Origin of the sequence: Limnothrix sp. FACHB-1083 (assembly GCF_014696485.1) — a bacterium.
In the GTDB taxonomy this organism is placed as follows: domain Bacteria; phylum Cyanobacteriota; class Cyanobacteriia; order CACIAM-69d; family CACIAM-69d; genus CACIAM-69d.
Genome location: NZ_JACJQD010000015.1, coordinates 23,785 through 47,792, shown reverse-complemented (window position 1 = coordinate 47,792; position 24,008 = coordinate 23,785). Strand labels below are relative to the sequence as shown.

At 55.9% G+C, this 24,008-nt stretch carries 26 protein-coding genes and 1 tRNA gene; 17 read left to right on the top strand and 10 right to left on the bottom strand.

Features of this window, described 5'->3' with window-relative positions; genetic code table 11:
* Positions 1–29: 29 nt before the first annotated feature.
* Positions 30–800, top strand: a complete 771-nt coding sequence (locus H6F46_RS16635; RefSeq protein ID WP_242028009.1) for a response regulator transcription factor — start codon at positions 30–32, stop codon at positions 798–800.
* Positions 801–1,108: 308 nt separating this feature from the next.
* On the opposite strand, the gene H6F46_RS16630 is transcribed toward H6F46_RS16635, so the two are convergent.
* Positions 1,109–1,561, bottom strand: coding sequence for a hypothetical protein (locus H6F46_RS16630; RefSeq protein ID WP_099531653.1), 453 nt, complete (start codon positions 1,559–1,561; stop codon positions 1,109–1,111).
* A gap of 559 nt (positions 1,562–2,120) precedes the next feature.
* Here H6F46_RS16630 and cobS point away from each other — a divergent pair.
* Complete coding sequence (gene cobS, locus H6F46_RS16625) at positions 2,121–3,020, top strand: adenosylcobinamide-GDP ribazoletransferase (RefSeq protein WP_190355860.1); 900 nt, start codon at positions 2,121–2,123, stop codon at positions 3,018–3,020.
* A 91-nt stretch (positions 3,021–3,111) separates the two neighbouring features.
* Here cobS and H6F46_RS16620 read toward each other — a convergent pair whose 3' ends face one another.
* Positions 3,112–3,531 carry a DUF4359 domain-containing protein gene (locus H6F46_RS16620; protein WP_190355861.1) on the bottom strand — a complete coding sequence of 140 codons (420 nt, stop codon included), beginning with the start codon at positions 3,529–3,531 and terminating at the stop codon, positions 3,112–3,114.
* Positions 3,532–3,712: 181 nt separating this feature from the next.
* Between H6F46_RS16620 and H6F46_RS16615 the strand changes: the two genes are divergently transcribed.
* A tRNA-His gene (locus H6F46_RS16615) sits at positions 3,713–3,785 on the top strand.
* Between the two features lie 184 nt (positions 3,786–3,969).
* Here H6F46_RS16615 and H6F46_RS16610 read toward each other — a convergent pair.
* Complete coding sequence (locus H6F46_RS16610) at positions 3,970–5,106, bottom strand: N-acetylmuramoyl-L-alanine amidase (RefSeq protein ID WP_190405022.1); 1,137 nt, start codon at positions 5,104–5,106, stop codon at positions 3,970–3,972.
* 545 nt (positions 5,107–5,651) lie between these two features.
* Positions 5,652–5,795 carry a chlorophyll a/b-binding protein gene (locus tag H6F46_RS16600; RefSeq protein WP_099531648.1) on the bottom strand — a complete coding sequence of 48 codons (144 nt, stop codon included), beginning with the start codon at positions 5,793–5,795 and terminating at the stop codon, positions 5,652–5,654.
* A 325-nt stretch (positions 5,796–6,120) separates the two neighbouring features.
* Here H6F46_RS16600 and H6F46_RS16595 point away from each other — a divergent pair, with 325 nt between their 5' ends.
* A complete protein-coding gene (locus H6F46_RS16595) occupies positions 6,121–6,942 on the top strand; it encodes a HEAT repeat domain-containing protein (protein WP_190355864.1) in 822 nt (273 codons plus the stop codon).
* A 58-nt stretch (positions 6,943–7,000) separates the two neighbouring features.
* Here the strand turns inward: H6F46_RS16595 and H6F46_RS16590 are convergent, their stop codons facing one another.
* The 3 genes from H6F46_RS16590 to H6F46_RS16580 all read right to left on the bottom strand — a co-directional run bounded on the left by H6F46_RS16590 (position 7,001) and on the right by H6F46_RS16580 (position 9,581).
* Positions 7,001–7,918: a sulfite exporter TauE/SafE family protein gene (locus H6F46_RS16590; protein ID WP_190355891.1), complete on the bottom strand. Its 918-nt coding sequence runs from the start codon at positions 7,916–7,918 to the stop codon at positions 7,001–7,003.
* A gap of 247 nt (positions 7,919–8,165) precedes the next feature.
* Complete coding sequence (locus H6F46_RS16585) at positions 8,166–8,741, bottom strand: rhodanese-like domain-containing protein (protein WP_234406454.1); 576 nt, start codon at positions 8,739–8,741, stop codon at positions 8,166–8,168.
* A 144-nt stretch (positions 8,742–8,885) separates the two neighbouring features.
* Entirely contained in the window at positions 8,886–9,581 is a 696-nt protein-coding gene (locus H6F46_RS16580) for an MBL fold metallo-hydrolase (protein WP_190355865.1), read from the bottom strand.
* Positions 9,582–10,035: 454 nt separating this feature from the next.
* On the opposite strand from H6F46_RS16580, the gene H6F46_RS16575 reads away from it, so the two are divergent.
* Both H6F46_RS16575 and H6F46_RS16570 read left to right on the top strand, forming a co-directional pair.
* Complete coding sequence (locus tag H6F46_RS16575; RefSeq protein WP_099531646.1) at positions 10,036–10,380, top strand: metalloregulator ArsR/SmtB family transcription factor; 345 nt, start codon at positions 10,036–10,038, stop codon at positions 10,378–10,380.
* A gap of 152 nt (positions 10,381–10,532) precedes the next feature.
* Positions 10,533–11,225, top strand: a complete 693-nt coding sequence (locus H6F46_RS16570; protein WP_190355866.1) for an HAD-IA family hydrolase — start codon at positions 10,533–10,535, stop codon at positions 11,223–11,225.
* A gap of 44 nt (positions 11,226–11,269) precedes the next feature.
* Here the strand turns inward: H6F46_RS16570 and H6F46_RS16565 are convergent, their stop codons facing one another.
* Entirely contained in the window at positions 11,270–11,851 is a 582-nt protein-coding gene (locus H6F46_RS16565; RefSeq protein ID WP_190355867.1) for a pyridoxamine 5'-phosphate oxidase family protein, read from the bottom strand.
* Between the two features lie 152 nt (positions 11,852–12,003).
* Between H6F46_RS16565 and H6F46_RS16560 the strand changes: the two genes are divergently transcribed.
* Entirely contained in the window at positions 12,004–13,572 is a 1,569-nt protein-coding gene (locus H6F46_RS16560) for a DASH family cryptochrome (protein WP_190355868.1), read from the top strand.
* 299 nt (positions 13,573–13,871) lie between these two features.
* Entirely contained in the window at positions 13,872–15,638 is a 1,767-nt protein-coding gene (locus H6F46_RS16555; protein WP_190355869.1) for an alpha/beta hydrolase, read from the top strand.
* Positions 15,639–15,732: 94 nt separating this feature from the next.
* Here H6F46_RS16555 and psbN read toward each other — a convergent pair whose 3' ends face one another.
* The gene (gene psbN / locus H6F46_RS16550) at positions 15,733–15,873 is read right to left on the bottom strand and encodes a photosystem II reaction center protein PsbN (RefSeq protein ID WP_099531641.1); all 141 of its coding nucleotides are present in this window, start codon (positions 15,871–15,873) and stop codon (positions 15,733–15,735) included.
* Positions 15,874–16,205: 332 nt separating this feature from the next.
* Between psbN and psbH the strand changes: the two genes are divergently transcribed.
* The 5 genes from psbH to sbcD all read left to right on the top strand — a co-directional run bounded on the left by psbH (position 16,206) and on the right by sbcD (position 20,279).
* Positions 16,206–16,409 carry a photosystem II reaction center phosphoprotein PsbH gene (gene psbH, locus H6F46_RS16545; protein ID WP_099531676.1) on the top strand — a complete coding sequence of 68 codons (204 nt, stop codon included), beginning with the start codon at positions 16,206–16,208 and terminating at the stop codon, positions 16,407–16,409.
* Positions 16,410–17,025: 616 nt separating this feature from the next.
* Positions 17,026–17,358 (top strand): TatA/E family twin arginine-targeting protein translocase, encoded by a 333-nt coding sequence (locus H6F46_RS16540; protein WP_099531640.1) that lies wholly within the window; start codon positions 17,026–17,028, stop codon positions 17,356–17,358.
* A gap of 157 nt (positions 17,359–17,515) precedes the next feature.
* Positions 17,516–18,217, top strand: coding sequence for an aminoacyl-tRNA hydrolase (gene pth / locus H6F46_RS16535; protein ID WP_099531639.1), 702 nt, complete (start codon positions 17,516–17,518; stop codon positions 18,215–18,217).
* Positions 18,218–18,323: 106 nt separating this feature from the next.
* A complete protein-coding gene (locus tag H6F46_RS16530) occupies positions 18,324–18,593 on the top strand; it encodes a DUF3146 family protein (RefSeq protein WP_099531638.1) in 270 nt (89 codons plus the stop codon).
* Positions 18,594–18,821: 228 nt separating this feature from the next.
* A complete protein-coding gene (gene sbcD, locus H6F46_RS16525) occupies positions 18,822–20,279 on the top strand; it encodes an exonuclease subunit SbcD (protein WP_190355870.1) in 1,458 nt (485 codons plus the stop codon).
* Here sbcD and H6F46_RS16520 read toward each other — a convergent pair.
* Complete coding sequence (locus H6F46_RS16520) at positions 20,276–20,773, bottom strand: HNH endonuclease (protein ID WP_099531636.1); 498 nt, start codon at positions 20,771–20,773, stop codon at positions 20,276–20,278. The two genes, sbcD and H6F46_RS16520, sit on opposite strands and share 4 nt — an antisense overlap.
* 118 nt (positions 20,774–20,891) lie before the next feature.
* On the opposite strand from H6F46_RS16520, the gene H6F46_RS16515 reads away from it, so the two are divergent.
* The 4 genes from H6F46_RS16515 (at position 20,892) to H6F46_RS16500 (ending at position 23,849) form a co-directional block, all read left to right on the top strand.
* Positions 20,892–21,587 (top strand): hypothetical protein, encoded by a 696-nt coding sequence (locus H6F46_RS16515; protein ID WP_199291628.1) that lies wholly within the window; start codon positions 20,892–20,894, stop codon positions 21,585–21,587.
* Between the two features lie 193 nt (positions 21,588–21,780).
* Positions 21,781–22,527: a photosystem II biogenesis protein Psp29 gene (psb29, locus tag H6F46_RS16510; protein WP_190355871.1), complete on the top strand. Its 747-nt coding sequence runs from the start codon at positions 21,781–21,783 to the stop codon at positions 22,525–22,527.
* Between the two features lie 187 nt (positions 22,528–22,714).
* The gene (locus H6F46_RS16505) at positions 22,715–22,903 is read left to right on the top strand and encodes a hypothetical protein (RefSeq protein WP_099531633.1); all 189 of its coding nucleotides are present in this window, start codon (positions 22,715–22,717) and stop codon (positions 22,901–22,903) included.
* A 121-nt stretch (positions 22,904–23,024) separates the two neighbouring features.
* Positions 23,025–23,849 carry a DUF3800 domain-containing protein gene (locus H6F46_RS16500; RefSeq protein WP_190355872.1) on the top strand — a complete coding sequence of 275 codons (825 nt, stop codon included), beginning with the start codon at positions 23,025–23,027 and terminating at the stop codon, positions 23,847–23,849.
* The last annotated feature ends 159 nt before the right edge of the window (positions 23,850–24,008 follow it).

Genomic DNA, 24,008 nt, shown 5'->3' with positions numbered 1-24,008 from the left:
CAACTGGCAAGCATTAACTGGCAACAACCATGGAACGCATCACCCCCATGCCCCCAACCAGCGATCCGAAGGCGGAAATTGCCACAATTTTGCTGGTGGACGATGAGCAAGCGTTGGCCGATCCGCTCAGTCGGCTTTTGACCCGCGAGGGCTACAGCGTTGATGTGGCCAGTGATGGGCAAGCGGGCTATCAACTGGCCAGCCAAAACACCTACGATTTGCTGATTTTGGATTGGATGTTGCCAGAAATCAGCGGGGTGGAAATTTGCCAACGCCTGCGCCAAATGGGTCAGGGTGTGCCGGTGTTGTTTTTGACGGCGAAGGACACGATCGACGATCGGGTGGCGGGGTTGGATGCCGGAGCCGATGACTACCTGGTGAAACCCTTTGAGTTGCGGGAGTTGCTGGCGCGGGTGCGGGCCCTGTTGCGACGGCCCCGAAGCACCCCGGACGAGGCCCCAGAAACCCCCACGGGAACCGATCGCCCCGGCCGATTGCAGTGGCAGGATCTCGGCCTCGATTGCGATAACCAGTTGGCCTATCGGGGAGATCGGCTCATTGAACTCTCTGACAAGGAAACCTGTCTATTGGAATACCTGATGCGCCATCCGGGGCAAGTGCTGACCCATGACCAGATCTATGGCCATTTGTGGCCCACGGGCGATCGCCCCAGCAGCAATGCCCTGGCGGCCCAAATTCGCCTGCTGCGACGCAAGATCGAAGCCGTGGGCGAACCCCCAGTGATTCACAGTGTCTATGGCAAGGGCTATCGATTCGGCCTCACGACCGGCGACCCCTAAAACCCAACCAGCCCATTTTGCGGCCAGCTCGTTACCAGTCCATTTTGTGGGCAGGCTACCAAGCCCGGGACAAAAGCCCCCCTCGTCCCGGGGATTGGTGCTCTGATTCAACAATTGAGCGGCTCAACTCGGAGACGTTGGTCGTGAAGCGATTGACGCTCCGAGGCCATGGCTCGCACACTAACTCAATCGGTCAGTGGGTTGGAGGCTCATCAATTATGAAGACATGATGAAGACGTAGTTCGAAAAAAATCGACAATCGGTGCAAAAGCGTTTACTGAAAGGCTGATCTTCTTGATGGATCAACCTTACAGATAAAAACGCTCTTCATCGTCATCAACCGCTTCAAAGTTTCGCAGCAAGACTCGATCGAAGACAGCATCAAGGGCCGCATCGTCAAAGTCCGTTGATCGCTGCTCTTGCAACGGATTCGATAGGGGATAGAGCTGTAGTTGTCTACGGTCTTGAACTAAATAGAAATAGGGTTCCAAATCCGTTGTTTGGCCAATTTCTAAATAGTCAAAGCTACAAACATTCAGGTAGAGCGTTCGGTTCGCAACCAACGTTGCCTGATGCTCATCGGCAAAGACATCAAGGACGAGACCTTCTCCGGTGCTCGTGGTTGTGCCGTCCTGGATATGCGTGTAGCGCACCCGATTCAGCCCAGCGAGCAGTTTTTGCATATCCTGCTTGTTGGCAATGATGCCACGATCGACAATGCAGGGAGCCGGTAATTGCGTTGTAGATGGACGTTTGTTCATGACAACCCAAGCTGAGGCGCACGCCTAAAGATATCTTGCTCGATCTTATCGGAAGGTCTTCACTTGTGCGCTGAGAAAATTACTGAAGTTGTTGGCTTGAGATTAACTCAGATCGAGAGCGATCGCCAACTGGCAAAAAATCAGGATGATTGAACCGATCGATGGGCCGATCTCAGCATTGCTCTCCCGCGAGAAGCAGCAGCAAAATTGATGCCCAAGAATGATGCCCCCCCAAAGAAATATGTGACCCGCACTGATCGAAAGCCCATCGAAAGCGATTGGAACCGATCGAACCCAATCTCAAACCAAATCGGAATGATGATTCATCCATTTCGACAGTTTCAATCAAAATGGAACCGTAGTTCTACGGAGAGAGAAAGGGGCAAAAACACTCAGTAATTTCCAGGGTAACAACTACCAACGGGCCCTTACCACTTACCGAGCGCGTAACCTGATGGACGAACCGGGGAAATGGCCCCACTCCCCAGCCTGACTGTCGATGGCTCAAAGTTGGCTCCCAGAGCCGCAGCGGAGTTGAAATGAATGGAGATTGCTCCCTATGACGGAACCCCGACGATCGGCTAAATCGGCAGCTAATTCTTCGTCTAACCCTGCGTCTAACCCTGTGCCCAAGTCTTCTTCTAAGCCATCACCGCCCCGATCGCCCCGTGACCCCTGGTGGCAGCCCTGGCGATCGGCAGGCTTGCACCTGCTGGCGGGGTTGGCGTTTTATACGGTGTTGCCTGTTCCCTGGCAAGGATCCTTGGACTTTCGGGGCATTGCTCGCCTTGCGCCGTTGATTGGGGCGTTTTTGGGGCTGTTGGTGGGGTTGGGAGATGGTGTGTTGGGCTGGGTTGGAGTACCAATTCTGACGCGCAGTGCGATCGCGGTGTTGGGGTGGCTGGCTTTGACGGGAGGGTTGCACCTCGATGGGGCGATCGACACGGCCGATGGGCTGGCGGTGCAAGATCCCCAACGCCGTTTAACCGTGATGGCCGACAGCACCACCGGAGCCTTTGGGGCCATGGCTGCGGCCGCAATTCTGTTGTTAAAAACGGTGGCCCTGGCGGATTTGGCGCAAGCCCGCTGGCTGGTGATTGCGGCGGTGGCGGCCTGGGCCCGCTGGGGGCAGGTGGTGGCCATTTTGTCTTATCCCTACCTACGACCCAGGGGGAAGGGGCGAATGCACAAGGATGCGATTCGATCGCCCTGGAATTTGTTGCCCGGTTGGGTGCTGGCCCTCAGTTTCAGTGCGCTGTATGGGGTGTTGTTTCCGGGCAGTTGGTTGCCAGCGGTGGGGTTGGCCTTGGGAGGCGGGGCGATCGCCCTGCTGACGGGTGCTTGGTTTAACCGGCAATTGGGCGGCCAAACGGGCGACACCTACGGGGCGATCGTGGAATGGACTGAAGCGCTGCTGCTGTGTTTGATGGCCACACTGCAACAGCCCCCCAATGGTTGATACCCAATGGGTGATAGATATCCAGCGACTGATGCCCAATGGCTAATGGTTCAAAGGTTCAATGGGTTCAAAGTTTGAATGATCGATGCGATCAAGGTTTGCGGGTTTCGGTGCGATAGGGCAAAATGCGCGTCCCGATCGCCAAGCTTTCAGCCTCGTAGCTGGGGAGCTTGTCGCCAAAGGGGGCAGGAACTAACTCCTGAAGGCTCAGCTCGGTGCGGTACAGACTGAAGAGCCAAAAATTCTGGCGATCAGTATTTTGCAAAACCACCTGGCGAATGGCGGGCCGCAGTTGGCCCACGGTTCCTTGGCAAGCCGTCTGCAAAAAGCCGGGAGCCTCCTGGCAAGTGCCCTCCTGCACCTCTCGACTGATGTAGTCCGCAGCAAAATCCGCATAGCGATCGGGGTTGGGATTGGTGACGGCCAGACCCGCCCCGATCGCCACAATCACACCGCTAACCACCACAATCGCTTTCACATCCGCCACCTTGAAGAACAATTCGACGGCCACCGATCTTGAATTCCGCTTTTGAATTCGATCCGTCAATCTGGATGATCTTGGCCCTTGGCTTCCATCCTATCGAGCGGCCGTTGTCGGTGCGATCGCCCCCGCCAAAATCAGGCTCCCAAGAAATTTGTCTATAGCGGGTATGCTTTTCAGCACAAAGTTGTTATAATAACCCACTACAGTGGCGAGCGTAGCCAAGGGGTTAAGGCAGCGGATTGTGGTTCCGCCATTCGTGGGTTCAAGTCCCATCGTTCGCCCTCTTCAAAACTCAATATTCAATGTCCCAAATTCTCAAATTCTCGGGAAACCGGATTCTGAGGGTTTGGAAACATTGAAGACAAAGGGGTACATTCCACTCTGTACCCCTTTTTGATTGCCTTTGAATCAGTTGTTGTTGAGCGGTTTGTTTCCCTAAGCTCGTCTGCCCAAGGTTGAGGCTGGCTACTGGGTTGGGCTATTCGGCTCAAAGTCAGAATCCAGGAACAAGCGCGGCGTGAGATCCAGCAGGGGCGGCGGTTCCGGCGTGGGCTTGGGCGGTTCGCTGGCGGTTCCGGTTAGCTCGCGTGCCAGTCGGGTTGCTTCCGCGATCGCTGTTTGGGGCCCGATCGGGGAAATGGGCATGTTGGAATCCTGTTTCCAGGTAGTTTCCATTTCAAAGGTTAGGCGCTGCCCCGCGATCGTCCGCTGTTGAAGTTGGGTGGCCAGTTGCCTCACGCCGCCTGCTTGTTCGATCTCGCTGGCCAATCGGGGCGAAATTTCAGCCGCACTGTTCAGCAAAATCAAGAAATTGGGCGCAACCTGGGCATTCGGCATCAAAAACAGATAGGTTGGCTCGCTCAGGGCCCGGCTGCGCCCTCCTTCCGAAAAGTTTTGGATCCCATGGCCAACGATTCGCGCCACGTCCAAATCGGGATAGGCATTCAGCAAGGCCCCAATTAAGCGCCCACCGGCCACAATTTGCTCACGGCTGGGGCGTTCGCTGTCTGGGTCGTAGTGAAACTCAATCCCGATCGATCGCATATTGATCCAATTCACCGGGCGGTTGGTTTGCGGATCGGGATAAGCTGCTTGCTTCAGGATGTGAAAGGCCGTTTTGCTGGGTGGCACAGTCATTAAAATGTCGCCGCGCATCCCCACAATAAAATGGGCGCTGACTTCGGCCGGGTCGTTTTGCCATGATCGCGCCACTTGGGCGATCGAGAGCCGTCGCCCACTCAGGGCCGTGTGGTGAATCACGATCGTATCCACCGGGCGATCGGTCGGGCGATCTTCATAGTCCCGTCGCGACAGGGATCCCGTGGCTAAATAATTAGAAATTGCAAACCCGGGCAACCCAATTTGCTGAGTTGGATCAGCGGTCTTGGCGTATTTCAGGGCTGCTTCGGCCCGGCCATCGGGCGGCAAAACTCCATCGGAAGTAGATGCACCCACCGCAATCAAGAGTGCCGCCGCTAACACCAGCAAACAGTAACGCAGTACCTTGCGCGGATTCGACAGCATAATCACGGGATCTCTAGCGATCGCTGATGTGGAAACAGAATTGGGGTTGGTGGCGGAGCGATCGAGCAAGCTGCCCAAAATCAGCCAAAAGGGTCAAATTTCAAGCAGCAGCCTGGAAGTTTGGCGCAATCTTAGCATCTTGCTTTTGCGAGGGACTGTGGCCAGGCGATCGAAACTGATATCGAGAGCCACTACCGCAGTGAATACCAAAAACTCATACTGCAAAAATAAACCCAGGATACAAACCCAAGATATTGAAGGAAATTTAAGGCCGAAGGGGGCAAGTCGCCCGTAGGGTGGGCACTGCCCACCAAACTGTTGCTTCATGGCATCTGCAATATGGCGTGCCAATGATTCTAGGTAAAGGCTGTATTGAAGGAAATTTAAGGCCGGAGGGGTTCAAGATCGGCAACTCAGGGCTGAAATGGCAAAAACCGCAGCGGCTTGTGGAAACCGTGCGGTTTTTGATTACTGAATCAAACCCAATCAAGGGTTTACGGATGCTTGCCGTTGACTATCGATGATGATCGCCCGAGCGGCTAGATCATGACATCGATGATGCGTCGGCGGTTTTGAACCAAGAATCTTGCCGAGGGAACCAGGCTGAGACTCGATCGAGCCAACTACAGCAGGCCCAGTTGCGACAGGATGCCTTGGCCGGTGATGAATTCCGTAGCGATACCGATCACGAAGCCCAGCATTGCCAGACGACCGTTCCAGGTTTCGGCGAAGGCAGTGAAGCCGTATTTAGCCTTTTGCTCAGTCATGGTTGAAGACCTCCAAAAAGGGGTTTCGAGCGAATAGATAGAAGTCGAGTTGGGCGAGCGTCCTGGTGTCAAGTTGCTCTATAGAAAATTTAACGCAATTTTTTGTTTACTGCAACGTTTCGTTACGAATCCATGAGTAAAAACTCTTACTGCTGCCCCTGCTGCCCCGCTGGCCTGCCGTAATTTCCCCCCAAATCGCCCTGGACTCATGGAGCCTCAACGTTTGCTCAATCCTTTGTGGGACAATGGTTCGCGGGAATTCATTCTCAAAGATTTGCCCGGAAAGTAGTCCCTTGGGGGCTGGATTTCGCTGCTGTTGAGTTGGGTGGGGATTGTGGCTGTGGATGGGGAAATTTCGGCAAAGTCGTTGACCTTGGAAGAGGCGATCGCCAATTTGCGTAGTGAAGATGCCAGCTTGCGCTATTACGCGGCTTGGTGGGTGGGGCGGTTTCGGGTTTCGCAGCCGGATGTGATTGAGGCGCTGATTGAAGCCTTGGATTACGAGGGCGATCGCACGGAAGCGGGAGGCTTGCCGCTTCAGCGCAACGCGGCGCGGGCTTTGGGGAAATTGGCCGATCGCTCGGCGGTTCCGGCCCTGATTCGATCGCTCACTTCGCCCGATTATTACGTGCGGGAGGCGGCGGCCCAATCCCTTGGGCAGTTAGCGGACGATCGCGCTGTTCCCGGTTTGTTGGCCCTGTTGGATGGCGGCGTGGCGGCGGCGGTGGTTGCGCCGGGCCAGCCCCACTTGGTGCAGCCCTACGATGCGGTGCTGGAAGCCTTGGGGAATTTGCAGGCTCAGGGGGCGATCGACGTGATTCGCCCCTTCACGGAACATTCCGTGCCCAAAGTGCAATACGCGGCCGTGCGGGCCCTGTATCAGCTCACGGGGGATGACCAATGGGGCGAGCGACTGGTGACCGCCCTGCGGGGGCCCGATTTACAGTTGCGGCGGGCCCTAATGGGGGATGTGGGGGCGATCGGCTATTTGGCTGGGGCGGAGGCGATCGCCCAAACGGAGGCAGAAAATAGCTTGAAACTGATTGCGCTTAAAGGGTTGGCAGAACATCCCAACGCCACCCCCGACGGCCAAACCCTGACGGATGAAGGCCGCCGCATTTTGGTTTTGATGGATGGGTTGTTGTAGGGCCAGTCAATAGCACTGGACAGGGCGATCGCGCCCCCATGCCGATGAATGGGCGGTTTCATGACCGGAGGCGAGCCGATCGGGCGAACGTCTGTCGGCTGGCCGGTTGGGGGTGATGGGAACGATTCAGTTGCGACAGGGGGCGGGTTAGTGGTTGCTGGGTTTGGGGACTTGGCCCCAGTAAGGTTCGGTAATTTTGCAAGAACACCAGCGAGGCGATCGCCAGCAGAAAATAACCAAACCAGCGCTGTAAGCGATCGGCGGGCACCCATTTTGATAGATAGGCTCCGGGCAACGTTCCCAGGGCCGCCGCCCCCGTGAACGAAACGGTCAGGGGCCAATCGATCGCCACATGGCCCGCGTAGCCTGCCAAACCCGCGATCGAGTTAGCCGCAATAATCACCAGGGACGTGCCGATCGCCTGTTTCATCGGGACATTGCCCAACAGCACCAACGCTGGCACGATCGCAAAACCGCCCCCCACACCCACCAGCCCGGTTAGCATTCCCACGCCGATGCCCTCCGTTAGCAGCCACAGCCAGCAATAGCGACAAACGGGCTGGGGATAGGCTGCCAGGGCCGACTCTGGCGATCGATCCGTCGGGGCTGGTGTGCTGCTGCGACGAATCGTGGCGATCGCTGCCAACAGCATCATGCCCACAAACAACATCATTTGAATGGGTGGCGTAACCCAAGGTTGGGTAGCCAACTTAGCGCCCCCAAAGGCCCCGATCGCCGTGGACAGCCCAAAAATTGCCGCCACCCGCCAGCGCACCCGCCCCGCCCGCCAATGGGGAATGACTCCCAACAGGCTCACGGTTCCCACAATGGCCAACGTCATGGCGATCGCGGGTTTCACCGGCACGCCCATCACCGAGGTCAAAATTGGCAGGGCCAACACCGAGCCGCCCCCGCCCAACAGCCCTAGGGCAATGCCAATCACCACCGCTAAGCCATGGCCGATCGCCCAGATCAAACTATCCATAAACCGTTGATTAACCCTTAAGAAGTGACCCTTAATTGGTTGATTGCGATCCCAATCAATCGCGATTAATCGATCGACTGAGAATCTTGGAAAGCCACTACAAAGCCGGCCAATTGCATGGGCGATCGGAGTTGATCCATTTCGCTTGGCAATTGACAGATTCTGAAGCTTGTTTCTGAAGCTTGTTTCTGAAGCTTGTTTTTGAGGTCTGTTGTCGTGCAGTTTCGCTGCTTGTTGCCTAGGCAGAACGCTGGTTATAGGGCAACTTCGCCAGCAGCATGGCCAAAGCGCAGGTGTTGGTGATGCCCGCGAACATCAGCCCAGCGCCCACGAACCCGCTCAACAGCAAGAACCAGGGGGAAACCAACGCGCCCAGCACCGTGCCCGTGAACACCAAGGAACCGGCCACGATTTGCACCTGTCGCATCAAGCTGATCGGGGCCCGGCGATCGACCAAAACTTCCAAACCCGCCGCCTTCCAAGCCTGAAGACCACCGATCAGGTCGATCGCTGGCGTGCGGCCCGCTTGCACCAATTGATGGGCCACTTCGGTCGATCGATTTCCCGTTTGGCAATAGAGCACCACCCAGCGATCGGGCTGAGAAACCGGCACTGCCTGCAAATCCAACTTGCTCATGGGCATCGACAGCGCCCCGGGAATGCGTTCCCCGGCAAATTCTCCCGGCTCGCGCACATCCACCACGATCGCCCGATTGGTGGCCAACCAAGCCTGAAGCTCAGTGACGGAAACCCGCTGGCGCACCGGCCCCACAGGCATCGGCTCAGTTGTCCGGACAAAATCATCGACCGTCATCGGTTGAGGTTGGGTTGCGGGCGGTTGAGTAGACGGGGAATTGACTTCAGGTTGAACAGGGGCCATTGATCTAAATCCTGGGAAGATTTTGGAAACAGGGAGAAAAAGGAGGAAAACTCAGGGCCTCCAAGGTGAACAGCGCGTTCAGTCCGTCACCAGTTGCCCACATTGTTGATTGGCGGGCACGGCTTCCGCCATCTTTTGGGGATTCGGCAGCCCCAAATTTTGCATCAGGGTCACGAAGGTTGCGCGATCGTGCCCCACAAACCGAGGATTGCAGCGTTTTTCTTCCCCGATCGTGGAAACCGAACAGCCGCGATAGTCATGGCCCGGGTAAACCAAGGTTTCATCCGGTAGCGCGAACAGCACTTCGGTCACCACCTGATAGAGCTGTTCGGCATTGCCGCTTTGGAAGTCCGTGCGACCACAGCCGCGAATGAGCAGGGAATCGCCTGTGAGCAAATGGGTTTGATTCACCAAATAGGCTAGGTGGCTGTCCGTGTGGCCCAGGGTGGCGATCGCTTGAATGGGCACTGAGCCAACCCAAAACACTTCGCCATCGTCCAACTCGCGATCGGCGCAGGCGACCTTGGCCCCCATGGGGACAATTCCTTGGCAATTGGTCAAATCGCGTAACCGACCGGCCCCGGTCACATGATCCGCGTGGACATGGGTTTCTAGGCAAGCCACCAGGGTCAAGCCCAGTTCCTGAATCAGTTTGTAGTCTCGATCGACCTGTTCCAAAACCGAGTCCACCAAGACCGCTTGGCGACTGTCCCGATCGGCGATCAGGTAACTGTAGGTGCTCGTTTCCCGATCGAACAATTGCCGAAACAACATAGGGCAGTTCCTAAGTTAAGGGTGTTGGGCAAACTAGGAGGCAAATTGCAGGAGCAAGCGGCGGCAGATAATCCAAGATGACCCAAGATCAGTGCTTGGTTTCTCTATGCTTGCTGGATTAATATAACTATATACTCATATTTTGAATTTGCCACCCGATCGCCCCCATTTTTTCCCCAGCTCCGTTAGTCTGGGGGGCCAGTCGTCACCCAGCTTCACTGGAATCGGGTTACCACCAGAATGCTCGATCGCCTTGATTTTGCCCAATACTTTCCTTCAGGGACAATTGAGCCATCCAATGGGGTAGAGTTGCCTTCTCAAGGGGATCAGCATCATTACATCCTGCGGAGATCTCTCCTGCCCTGTCCGCTGCTGCCCTCGGCCAAGCCCTGATTCTGCATCCATGGCACCCCTCTGCAACTCTCCTTTTCCCTTCGCTTGGACATCGAGTTCTATGGCTAATACCCTTGACCATGAGTTAGACGCACTGGCATTCGTCGCGGACTATCTCAAGGTTTTGTCGGAACGCAATCGATTGCGAGTGCTGTGCTGCTTGCGGGAGGGGCCCCGAAATGTGGCGGAAATTGTGGAAGCAACGGGCCTGACCCAGGCTAATACTTCCAAGCATCTAAAAGTTTTGTCTCAGGCGGGCATGGTTGCTCGACAATCCCAAGGCACCAGCGCCTATTACCGAATTGTGGATCCGCTGATTTTTGATCTTTGTGAATTAATTTGGCGGCGACTGAGCGATCGCTTGGAACAGCAACAACAGGTGATCGCCAGTTTTCGGGTGCAGTAATCGGCCGATCGAATTGCTATGCCAACTCGCCATTAACTCGCCATTAGCTCACCATGGATTCTTCAAGAAAGTGGGTTGCAATCACCGGGGATTGTGCAATTTTTGCTACCGTTCAGACAGTCCCTCGAAATCGCGCCCCTCGAAATTTCGCCATGGTAGCTCGCCCTCGCATCACCCACGTTATCTACGATCTCGACGGTTTGTTGCTGGATACGGAATCAATTAATGAAGCGGTGAACCGGGCGATCGCCGATCGCTACGGTTGTGCTTACGATCCAGCGGTGCGAGGACGCATCGCCGGGCGCGATGCCCACACGTCATCGGCGATTTTGGTGGAATGGTTGGGGTTGCCCATCAGTCCCGAGGAAATGTTGCAACAGCGGCGATCGCTGGTGGCCCAGTGGCAACCGGTGGCTAAACCGATGCCGGGCGCGGTGGAGTTGACCCATCACCTGCACCGATCGGGCGTTCCCCAGGCGATCGCCACCAGCTCCAGCCGTGGCCCCTTTGGTTGGAAGGCCGCACCTCATCGGGATTGGTTTCGCCTGTTTCACTGCACGGTGCTGAGTGATGATCCGGGGGTGCGCCAGGCCAAGCCCGCGCCGGATCTGTTTCGGGAAGCGGCTCGACAATTGGGGGCCGACCCGCGCCACTGTTTGGTGTTTGAGGATGCGCCAGCGGGCATTGAGGCGGCCCGGGCGGCGGGGATGTCGGTGATTGCGATTCCGGATCCGGCCTTGGAGCGATCGAGTGTGGCCCAGGCCGATGCCATTTTGCCCTCCTTGCAGGCCTTTGAGCCGGCCGATTGGGGATTGCCCGCTCGGGTTCCGGCGGCGGTTTGCTAGCGGTTTGCTCAAGGGGCGGGGCGAGCGATCGGGCGCGTTGCGGTTCAACTGTTTGCTTCGTTTGCTGGATCACTGGTTACTTGATCACTGAGCAGGTAGGTGGGGAGCCGATCGATGCTGGTTTGGTTCTTTGCTTGCCAATAGGCTTGCAGACCGTCGGGGCCTTTGCGCTCCGCCCATTCCACCAACTGAGTGCGATCGCCCTGATAGTCAAACAACGGAACCCCAAACCCACAGGAGGTTTGCACCGACTCCACCGACAGCAACATGATTTGGCGTGTGCCGGGCAGGGCCTCGAATCGATCGAGCCAGGATTGCCAATCGGGATCCCGTGGCCGAATCACGCGCCCCTGGCCATACAGCCGCAAAATCAACGGTGCGCCTACAAAGCTGCAAAACATGAGGGTTAACCGGCCGTTTTCCGTCACGTGGGCTGCGGTTTCGTTGCCGCTGCCCGTCACGTCCAAATAACCCACCAAATTGGGTTCAAAACAGCGAAAAGTATCCATCCCCTTGGGCGACACATTCACTCGACCCTCTTGGGGAGCGGATGCCGTGAAAAACAGCTTCTGTTGTTCAATAAAAGCGGCCAGTTCCGGTGTGATTTGCTCGTAAAATTTTGCCATTTTGTTATCTCTAAACTCCTCTAGGGTTTTCTGAATTTTTCTGAAGTTCTCTGAAATTCTCTAGAATTTAAGCATTTGAAATTTACAGGCTGGCGTGAATTCTCCAGCACCTTCCCCCATCCCTCGATTTTAGGTTATCCCTAGGTGATTCAATGGCTGCTGCTCCTCCATCTGCTAGCTGCGCGATCGTTTGGTTTCGTACTGATTTGCGTCTCCATGATCATGAACCGCTCTTGGCTGCTGCCGAAAATCACAAGACATTGATTCCGGTTTATTGTTTTGATCCGCGACAGTTTGCGGAAACTGCCTTTGGTTTTCCCAAAACCGGCCCCTTCCGCGCTCAATTTTTGCTGGAATCCGTTGCGGATCTACGAGCTGCCTTGAGAGCCAAGGGCAGTGATTTAATTGTGCGATCGGGGCTGCCAGAAGTGGTGTTACCGGCCTTGGCAGCGGAATATGGAGCACAGGCTATTTATTATCACGAAGAGGTGGGAACTGAAGAACAAGCGGTTGAATTGGCCCTCGAAGCAGCCTTGAAAGCTCCAGAAGCGCCCAGGCCGGTTCAGGAAAACATTCAAAGCAAGGTTTATTGGGGCCACACGCTCTATCACCCGGATAATTTGCCCTTTGAAATTGGTCAAATTCCAGAGCTGTTTACGGAATTTCGGAAAACCGTTGAAGCGCGATCGACCATTGATCCTCCCTTGCCCCCGCCCGATCGCCTGCCACCAGTGCCGCCGGGCCTGAACCCCGGTGAGCTGCCCCGTTTGGCCGATTGGGGGTTGGTGGAACCGGAACCCAGCCCCTTGGCGCTGATTTCGTTTACGGGTGGTGAACAGGCCGGTTTCCAGCGACTTCAGGAATACATTTGGGATGGCGATCATTTGCGGGTTTATAAGCAAACGCGCAACGGCATGTTGCGGCCCAATGATGCATCGAAATTTTCGCCCTGGTTGGCGCTGGGCTGTCTTTCACCTCGAAAAATTTGGGACGAAGTGCAAGCCTATGAACAGAAAGTGATTCGTAATGAATCCACCTATTGGCTCATTTTTGAATTGCTTTGGCGTGACTATTTCCGCTGGATTGTGGCCAAACATCGCCATCGAGTTTTTCGGGTAACGGGTTTGCAAGGAATTACCATTCCTTGGCGACGGGATGCGGCGGCCTTTGCCGCTTGGTGTGATGGGCAAACGGGCTATCCCTTGGTGGATGCCAACATGCGAGAACTCCGCGCCACAGGGTTTATGTCGAATCGGGGTCGTCAAAATGTGGCGAGCTTTTTAACCAAGAATTTGGGAATTGATTGGCGAATGGGGGCCGAGTGGTTTGAATCTTGGTTGATTGATTATGATGTGTGCAGCAATTGGGGGAATTGGAACTACACGGCCGGGGTGGGAAATGATGCAAGAGGGTTTCGCTTTTTCAATATTTTGAAGCAAGCCAAGGATTACGATCCGCAAGGAGAATACGTGAAACATTGGCTCCCGGAATTGCGTCAATTGCCCGCCGGTAAAGTGCATCATCCCTGGACTTTATTGCCCGTGGAACAGGAGCGATTTGGTGTACAAATTGGCCGTGATTATCCAGGGGCGATCGTGGATTTGTTTGAGTCGGCGGCGGAGAATGAAGCCCTTTATAACCGAGCGATCGGGAAGGGTGTTGCGGGTCGATCGAAGCCGGCCCATCGGGGTTCCCGGCGCGATCGCCCCCGACGACCTTAGGAGGCTGTTTCAAAGACCCAAATTGCGAGCTTGCAGGTCTCATCGATCGAGGCAAACAAGATGCTCAAGCCCCTTGCCCCATGATGGTTAATGCTTGGATTTGTTGATGCTTGGCCCTGCTCAAAAGACACGTTTCAGACATGCGCTGAGACAGCAAGGGGGTCATGGATGTTCTGGAGCAGTAACGTGGGGCCAGGGACTTGGGAGAGATATGGCGGCGCAAGTAATTCTGGGCAAGTAATTCTGGGCGAGTAATTCTGGGCGAGTAATTCTGGGCAAGATTTGGAGGTGAGAGGGTGATGGCGCGATCGATGACAACGGTAGTAACCCAAGTAACCCAGCCAGGTCGGGTCAGTCCTGCCGGTTACGGACTGCGACGGCGGTTGGGGCGATCGCTGGTGGCCTTGGGAGCTAGTTTGCTGGCCGGTGGCTTCACGCCCGCCTTGGCCCAGGCCGCCGAGCGGATTGAGCTGACCTTTGGGGCCTTGGGCCTGTCGATCGAAATGAAGTCCCTGGAAGACTTTGTGGCGACCGGCGAAATTTCCGATGAGCTGGAGTTCTACACCCGGTTTCTGACTCCCGATCAATTGGCTCAGGTGCGATCGGCCCTGACCGATCGCCTGGATATCAATCTGTTGGCCGTGTCGCAATTTTTCAATGCGCCCCAAGGGGAAACCATTCTGCGGCGCTTGGCCCAAGTAATCCGCACCGGGCGCAATTTACAAAGCGTGCCGGCCCTGCGTGCTGCGATCGTCCGTTCCGCTGCCGACCCGGAAGGGCTAACCCCCCTAAATTTGCTGCGCTACTATCCCACTCCCAGTATGCGAGTGGACTTGGCCCAAGCCCTGAGCCTGTGGCGACAAATTGAGGAAAACACCATTCACCAAGACCAAGCCACCACCGCCGTGGAAACGGCCTTTGCGGCCCAAGCTGGCTCTCCCATTACGCCGCCCCCCTTTGAGTTGCGACAACCGGGCCCCTATGCGACCGCCAAAACCAACCGCGTGATTCAGCCGCGCGATCGTCGTCCCTTTGCGGCCGATCTTTACTGGCCCTTGGCCGCGACGGGCGATCGCCCCGTGGTGGTCATTTCCCATGGTCTCGGATCCGATCGGCGCACCTATGGTTACCTGGGCGAACACTTGGCCTCCCATGGTTTTATTGCCATCCTGCTGGAGCACCCCGGCAGCGACAGCCGCTACATCCAAGCCCTCATTAACGGTGAGGCCAGCGAAGCCGCCGACCCCAGGGAGTTCATTTCGCGGCCAGCCGATGTACGCGACATTCTCAATGAACTGGAAACCAATCCCCAAGCCCCTGGGGGATTCACCGGGGCCATTGACCTCGATCGCACGGCCGTGGTGGGGCAGTCCTTTGGCGGATACACCGCCCTGGCCAGTGCCGGGGCCCCGCTGAATTTCAAACGGCTGAAAACCGACTGCGCCTCCGACGACTTGTTTTGGAATACGTCGCTGCTGTTGCAATGTCGGGCTTTGGTGGTGCGCCCCACGCCCGACACGGACTATCTATCCCTGCAAGATGCCAGGGTGAAGGCCGTGGTGGCCATTAGCCCAATTACTTCCAGCCTGTTTGGGCGCGAAGGGATTGCCCAACTGCAAGTGCCCACGGCGATTTTGTCGGCTAGTAACGACCCGATCGCCCTGCCCTTGTCGGAACAGTTGCGCCCCTTTGCCCAAATGTCGATCGCGGATAAGTATCTTTTGGTGCTGCGAGGCGGCACGCATTTTTCAACGCTGGGGGCCACGGGCGATGAAACCGTGCAGCTCCCGGCTAGCTTGGTGGGGCCCCGGCCGGACTTGGCTCGCGATTACACGAAAGCCTTCATCACGGCTTTTTTGAAGCGATATTTGGGGAACGATCACACCATGGCGAACCATCTCACCCCCCAATGGGCCAATTCCGTTTCTCAGCCAGAGTTGCCGCTGTATTTGCTGAGTCAACTGTCGATCGAGCAGTTGCCGCGCCCTGTGGCCCACAAGCTAACCAAAAATTCTCGATGGATTGCCAATCGCCACCGGCCCGATCAACCCATCCAGTCCCGCTGAAGAAATGGGGGCCATGGCGAGTGATTTGGGGCGATCGTCAGGGAAATGGGACGAGCAAGCTCAATCCTCTAGCTCAATCCTCTGGCCTCTGGGCCTAATCTTCGTGATCTTCAAAGGGATCCGACAAATTCTCAGACGGCGGGCCAAAAGCCACATAAATCGAGTACCCCGTGATGGCAACCAAAATTGTGCCGAGGGCAATTCCCAATGTTAAAGCAGAGTTGTCTTCCAGCATGGTTTAAGGGTCTCGATGGCCGGGCCGCTAGCCCATTTCTCGCAAATTGTAACAATTAGTTAAGTAAAATCGCAAACTTCTCAGGGAGTCCACCCGATCGCCCACTGCCCGCTAGCCCTAGTTCCCGGGCCACCGCTAGCCCATCCCCACGGAACTCCCCAAACAGCAGGCACAGCCGTTTGATAGAATACCCAATCAAATAGCATTGGCGGCGTGCTGCATTCGTGCGGCAATTGCTGCACTATTTAATAAAAAGCAACATCAACGGCAACGCCCAGTTGCTTCAACGGCTGCAAGACTCCATTGTTGCGAAACACTACGGTAGGGATAAGATGGCTCAACGGACTCGCCTGGGCGACATTTTGCGCCCGTTAAATGCGGAATACGGTAAGGTGGCTCCCGGCTGGGGGACGACCCCGCTGATGGCTGTTTTCATGGGGTTGTTTTTTGTGTTCCTGCTGATCATCTTGCAGGTGTACAACACCTCGATCCTGATTGAAGGCGTTAATGTCGATTGGAAGTCGCTGGGTCAATAGATTTGGGTGAATTGATTGGGGTGATGAGTCTGCATCAACAGATTTCAGATTTCCACCCCAAGAATGGCCCGCCCGATCGACTGGTTTGAGGGACTAACGGCTAGAGAATTGCTGAGTTCTGAGCGTTGGATTCTACAAATCTTTGAGAGTTAAGTCATCAACTGGTCGATCGCCCAGTCCCACAGCCCCGGTGTATCCGGGCTTTTTTATGGGCAACATTTCCCAGTCCATGGGCCCTGATCTGGGCTTGCTCTTGGAAGGATGTCTGAGCAGTAACTCGGGATACTGGCAAAGCGCGGATCGTCGTGGGGGCAAGGGGCTTAAGCCCCTTGTCTCTGTTGCTCGACGGGACGACTGACAGGGTAGTCGTTTTGGCTTTTCAGACATCCCCTGAGTCAGACTGACCTTGAGCCTGCGCGACGGGGCCTTGGGATGGAATAATCTGAACGTGCAAATTACGGTTCGATTATTTTCGATTATTGGTGTTGACTAGTTGCTAGCCAGTTACGGGTTAGCGTTTGTTGGCTCACTGCCGTTCGAGCATTTCTGTTTCAGTGTTGTTGCTTGATCGTTTGCTTGCGATCGCCCCGGTCATTTCCATTGCAAGGATCGCCCCATGAACATTTTTGGCATTGGCCCAGCAGAGTTGTTTTTGATTGGCGTTGTCGCTTTGTTGGTCTTTGGCCCGAAAAAGTTGCCGGAAATTGGCCGCAGCCTGGGCAAGACTCTGAAATCCTTCCAGGAAGCTTCGCGGGAATTTGAATCGGAACTGAAGCGAGAAATGGATCGGGCCGAATCCCCCGCTTCCACCAGCATGACCGCCACGATCGAGCCGCCTGTGCAACCCGCCCTGACCAGTTCGGAGCCGGCCACCCCTGTCACCCCCGCCGAAGCGGAACCGGCCCCAGCCGCCAAAACCAATGCGGTGGATTCGGTCGATCCGGTTTAAGTGCTTCCGGTTCGCTTGCTTCTGGCCGGAGTGTTTCCGCCTGGATTGTTTCCGGTTGGGGTGTTTCTGGTTGCACTGCTTCCGGTTGGACTATTTCCGGTTGGCGTTCTGTTGATTAACCCTTGAAGTCGTCTGCGCTTAAGTCGATTCCAAAGCCATGCCCAAAGGCCAATCCGCATCGTCATCAGAACCCCTAATTCCGAAGCTGATTGTGGGGCTGGGCAACCCAGAACCCAAGTACGATCGCACCCGCCACAACATTGGCTTTGAAGTTCTTGATGAGCTGGCGAAGGTGTGGGGCATTCCCCTGAGCGAAAATCGCCGGTTCAATGCCCTTGCGGGAGAGGGGCGATCGCCCTTTGGCAAGATTTATTTGCTGAAACCCCTGACCTATATGAACCGATCGGGCCAGGCCATCCGCGCCGCGATCGATTGGTATAAGCTGCCACCGGAATCAGTCCTCACGATCTACGACGATATGGATCTGCCCTTGGGACGGTTGCGGCTGCGGGAAACCGGCTCGGCCGGCGGTCACAATGGCATGAAATCCACGATCGCCCATTTGGGAACTCAGGATTTTCCGCGTTTGCGGTTGGGCATTGGGCGGCCCCGGGTGGTCAGCGGCGAAACGGTGTCCCATGTGTTGGGCAAGTTTGCGCCCGATGAACAACCCACGGTGCAAGCCCTGTTGCGGTTGAGCGTGGAGACGATCGAGCGATCGCTCCGAGATGGCGTGGCCAAAGCCGCCAGCTTGTATAACAATCGCGATGTGGCTCCACCCAAGCCCAAACCGGCCCCCGCGCCCGCAACACCGGAAACGCCCGATCGAACTCCGCAGGATCCGCAACCGGTTTCCTAGCCGAGTGTCCAGCGGTCTAGCCTCATCCTGTGGGTTCTGTTGACCCTGTTGATCCTGCCCGCCTGTCCACGGTTCATCTACTAATTCCGCACTGTCGGCCTGTGCCGTGAGTCGTCGAGAAAATCCGTTGCCCCAAACGATCGCCCTTGTGCGCATTACCCGCCAGTCCTGGAATGAGGGCAAACTAGAAGGCGAAGTCAGCGCCGGGGAATTCACCTGGGAATTTGTTTGGCACTTTCGCCAAGGCGGGTTGCGGGTTCAGCCGTCCATGGGGCGGGCCCTGATTCGGGAACCACTGGCCCGATTTCTGGAAACCCACGACTACCAACTAGAAGCGGGCGGTGATTATTCCTTCCCCATCCGGGCCCGGCTCTAGTAGTTCGGCAAGCTTATTTTGATAGGTCAAGTTAAATGACTGTTGCCGTCACCAACTCGTTAGGCAGCAAGGGGCTTAAGCCCCTTGTTACTACGACTGGCTTCGTGACTGTGACCCAATGAATGAAGCCTGTCACGCCACTAGGCACTGCCTCAGGATTTTCAGGATTTTCGGAAGTTTGCCCGCAGAATTCCTTTCCGCGATTGTTCAACAACGGAGCAACGAACCATGGTCAAAATTCTGCACCTGTCGGACATTCACATGGGCAGCGGGTTCAGCCATGGGCGCATTGATCCGCAAACGGGTTTAAACACTCGGCTGCTGGACTTTACGGCGGCCCTGGAGCGTTGCATCGATCGGGCAATTTCGGAACCGGTGGATCTGGTGTTGTTTGGGGGCGATGCCTTTCCCGATGCTACGCCGCTGCCCATGGTGCAAGAAGCCTTTGCACAACAGTTTCGGCGGCTGGCTGATGCGCAAATTCCGACGGTGCTGTTGGTGGGAAACCATGACCAACATGCCCAAGGCCGCGGAGGAGCCAGCCTTTGCATTTACCGCACGCTGGGGGTTCCGGGCTTTGTGGTGGGAGACACGCTGGCGCTGCATCGACTGGAAACCAGCCAGGGGCCAGTGCAGGTGCTGACCTTGCCTTGGTTAACCCGATCGACCCTGCTCACCAAGCGGCAAACGGAGGGCCTGTCGTTGGCGGAAGTGGGGGCGCTGCTGCTCGATCGGCTCCAAGCGGCCCTGGAAGGGGAAATTCGGAAGCTCGATCCTGACCAACCCACCATTTTGTTGGCCCACCTGATGAGCGATCGGGCGCAATTGGGAGCCGAGCGGATGTTGGGCGTGGGCAAAGGCTTCTCGATTCCCCTCAGCACCATCACGCGCCCCGAGTTTGACTATGTGGCCTTGGGCCATGTCCACAAACACCAAAACCTCAACCCCAACAATCAGCCTCCGGTGGTCTATCCCGGCAGCATTGAGCGGGTGGACTTCAGCGAGGAAAACGAAGAAAAGGGCTATGTATTGGTAACGATCGAGCCAGGAGAGCGGGGACAACGCCAAACACAATGGGAATTTTGTCCCCTACCGGCCCGACCGTTTCGGACATTGCGGGTGGATTTGGCTGACTGCGCCAATCCGTTGGCGGAACTGCTCGGGGCGATCGACCCGGCGGCCATTGAAGGGGCCGTCGTTCGGTTGGTCTATCGTGTGCGGGCAGAACAGCTTCACCAAATCGAGCTGGCGGCCGTGCGCGATCGACTAGCCGCCGCCCACACCTACAGCCTGCAAGCGGAGTTGATTAGCCAACTGGCACGCCCTCGCCTGCCCAACTTGGATGCCACCACCCTGGATCCGCTGTTAGCCCTAGAGGCCTATTTGGGAGAGCGATCGGACTTAAAAAACCTGGCCGACGACATGATCGAGGCCGCCCGAGATCTCTTGGGCTATGCCAGTCCGGCCATTGTGGTGAATCTGCCGGAGCCAGCCACGGCCCAGACTGCCAATCCAGATTGCCCAGATCCAGAATCCAGCCCAGGCCAAAACCCAGCAGCGACATCCACCGCCGAGCTGGCCACCGATGCTGACGATGGCGAGCCGACCTCACCCAGCACCAATGGCCCCGATCGAGCCGTTCAGTCTCCAGCCATTGACCGATCGGGTCAACTCAGACTGCTTTAGAGGCCAATCACGTACTTGCGCCATTCCTGGTGTACGCCGCTCTTCACATGCTTCGTCACTTCAAAGTAGAGACTGCTGTGGGGACGGCGGGGCGGCTGGCGCAAAGGCATGTTGGCTTCCTTGGGGGTGCGATTGCCCTTGCGGATGTTGCAGCGCACGCAGGCCGTGACCATATTTTCCCAATGCTCACCGCCCCCGCGCGATCGGGGAACAACGTGATCCAGCGTCAAATCATCGCCCGTGTAGCCACAGTATTGACAGGAGTGGCTATCTCGGTGCAATATGTTTTTCCGCGTTAAGGGAATCTCTTTGTAGGGAACCTTGATGTAGTGGCGCAAACGGATCACGGTGGGCAACGGAATGTTGCGGTAAACCACTCGGCCATTATGCTCGACTTGCTCCGCCTTGCCTTTTAGCAATAAAACGACTGCCCGCCGCCAACTGGTAATATTGAGCGGCTCATAAGAAGCGTTGAGCACAAGTACTTTGCCCATCGGACAAAACCGCAATTAATTGCAAATTATTAAGAATTGCAAACAAAGCTTGCGAAGCGTCGGAGCCAATTGGGACTGATAGTAGCACAACTGACTTGGGGTGTGGTTTGCTGATCCCATGGATTACCCATCGTTCTGTGGCGGCGGATTCCGGACAAAAACCGCTGATCGCGTAACGGCGGCCCGCAAACCAAGATGGCCGATCGCCACCACTGAGCGATTGCCTTGGGGACGAGGTTTGCTCTCGGGATTTCTGAGTTTGAGCTTCAGTTTGGTCTTAAGTTTGGTCTTGAGTTTGCTTTTGGGCGGTTGCGGAATGCTGCCCTGGGACAGGCCACCAACGGCCGTGGTGCAACGGGCGGTGGCGTTGCAGTTGCTGCAAACCCAGACCGATCTATTGCAAGAGTTGGGCGATTCCCCGCTGGCCGCCGGTCGCCACCTTGATCCACAAATGTTGGCCGATCGCCCGGTGATCACCCTAGATGACTTGGCGGCGGAACCAGGATTACGAGTCGATCGACTGCGCATCCAAACCCAACAGGCCGTGACCATCAACGACAAACCCGGTTGGCAACTGAGCGGCACTTACGATTGGAGCCAAACGGGGAGTCAAGATTTGAGCCATGCTTGGGAAAACCAGGGCGATCGATCCCCCGCCTCCCGACAACCGCAACCCAAGGAGCAAAAGCACCGATCGCAGCCCTTTTCGGTTTACTTGCAACGCCAAGCCCGCGGCCAAACCTGGCGACTGGCGCGGCCTGACCTGACCCAATCCACACCCGATCGGGTGGCTTGGCTCACCTACCGTCTTTAAGGGCCGTCTCTAGGGGCCATCTCTAGGGATGTTGGGCGAATTCAAGATCAGTTCAGGATCAATCCAAGATCAATCCAAAAGCAATTCAGCGTTACGACAACAGGCCATCGGGGATCGCGAAAGGGTTGCCCGTTGGCAAAGGCCCGGCCCGGCCTGAAAATAGACAAGCCGATCGCCATAGAACGCGCCTCCCGTGAACGAAATCCGCACCGTTTCAGAAACCAAACGCACCTTCTATTCGCTCCACCAACGGCCGATCAACGCGATCTACCGACGAGTGGTTGAGGAATTGATGGTGGAAATGCACCTGCTCTCCGTCAGCGTCGATTTCCGCTTCGAGTCCATCTATGCCCTCGGGGTGGTGACGGCGTTCGATCGCTTCATGGCAGGCTACCAGCCCGATCGGGACTTGGGTTCCATCTTCAACGCGCTCTGTCAGTCCGTGAGCGGCAACGTGGACGACTATCGCCACCGGGCCGATCGCCTGTTGGAAGCGGCAAAAGTTGCCAGTGCCGACGACCTGGCCGCCGCGCTCAACCGGGCCGAGGGCAGTGGCGGGGCCTTGCGCGAAGCCGCCGACGTGCTCGCCAATGGTCAACCCTTCAAATACAGCCGCCTGTTTGGGATTGGGCTATATACCCTGCTGGAGTCCACCACCTCTGACCTGGCTGGCAATGCCGAGCAGATCAAAGCGTGGATCGATCGCCTAGGGACAACCCTCAACCTCCCGATCGAGAAGCTGCAAAAGGATCTGGAACTCTATCGCGGCAACCTGGAGAAAATCGCCCAGGCTCGGATCACCTACGAAGACATGCTGGAGGCCGAACGCCGCAAGCGCGAACAACGGGCCCTGGAAAAAGCCGCCGCCGCCGAAGCCAAAGCGGCCAGCGAAGCCGCCAGTGAGTCGAATGCTGCTTCTTCGCCTGCCGACCCCAGCTAAGTTCCTCAGCATTGCCAAACTTCCCGCTCATCCAATGGAGGGGTCTAGACCACGCATGGTTTCTGGGCCCCTTCCGGGTTTTCAAGGGCCAGCCTGATGGCATCGGTTGCGAGTGACGGTTGGCAATCCAGGCGATCGGTTCAGATCGGTAAGATAAGCGATAGGTATTTTCGGCCCTGACTCCCCAATGACCCCGGACGATCGCGCCGCCGAAGAATGCAACGGTCACATTCAAATCGCCGCCCAATTCAAAGGCAAAATCACCGACAAACGCAGACAAACGATTCGCGAAAACCTCGATCGCCTCGAATGGTTCGGCCTCGCCATCCAACAGGAAAATACCTGGCACTACGCCGCCCCCAGCCCGATCGCCTAGAACGACCGTGATCGATCAATATATTGAGATATAGCTTCTTGGTAACATCAGACATGGCTAGTCATTGAGCTTTTCATCATCCAAGCTCTTTGAAGTGAGTCAATCTTCAAGCGTTTTTTTCATGACTATCGATTCGGAAACACACCACTACTTTGTTGATGAAGCAGGCGATTTAACGTTCTTTAATAAAAAAGGGCGAGTGATCATTGGTCAGCCAGGGGCTTCTCGGTTTTTCATGGTAGGCATTGCCCAGATTGCTGACCCTGAAGTTGTTGCTAGGGAGTTGGAGAGCTTGCGGTTGGCATTAATGAATAATCCGCGCTACAAAGACATTCCCTCCATGCAACCACAAGCCCAAAAAACAGTAGTCACCTTTCACGCAAAAGATGACTATGCAGAAATTCGAGAGCAAGTTTTTGAATTAATGCAGTCCTTCGATGTCAAAATCTATGTTGCAATTCGTAGCAAGATTGAAATTGCCCAACGAGCGCAAGATAATTTCAAGAATCTGAATAAAAAATTGCAACAAAATTCGATTTACGATGACTTGATTAAGCGCCTATTTAAAGATCGACTGCACAAAGCGAACTTCATTAACATCACCATTGCGCGACGCGGCAAAGAAGCCCGCGAAGAAGCGCTAGGGCAAGCAATTAACCAAGCTCGCAAAAACTTTGAATCCAGGTGGAATATTAGCGCTAACGGGTTAATTTCAATCGAGTCAACATACCCGTCTCAGAGTCCAGGCTTGCAAATTATTGATTACTATTTGTGGGCGCTGCAACGCTTCTATGAGCGCGAAGAAGATCGATTTTTTAAACCGCTTGCCCCTAAATATCGGCTGATTATGGATCTAGACGATAAACGCCATAAACCTTACGGAGAGTGGTACAGCGATGGAAATCCGTTAACGGCTGAAAAAATGAGAGAGGCTAGGTCTAGGTAAAACCTAAACACACGGCATGGAGCCGACGTTCGCCTCTCGCTCTCTATTTTACCGCGCTGATCTGGGATGTGACGACGGAAAACCGTTGCAACTGCGCAAGTTGGCACATGCGCACCAAACCCCTAGCCGCGATGCCGATATTCTGAGGGCGATGTTGCT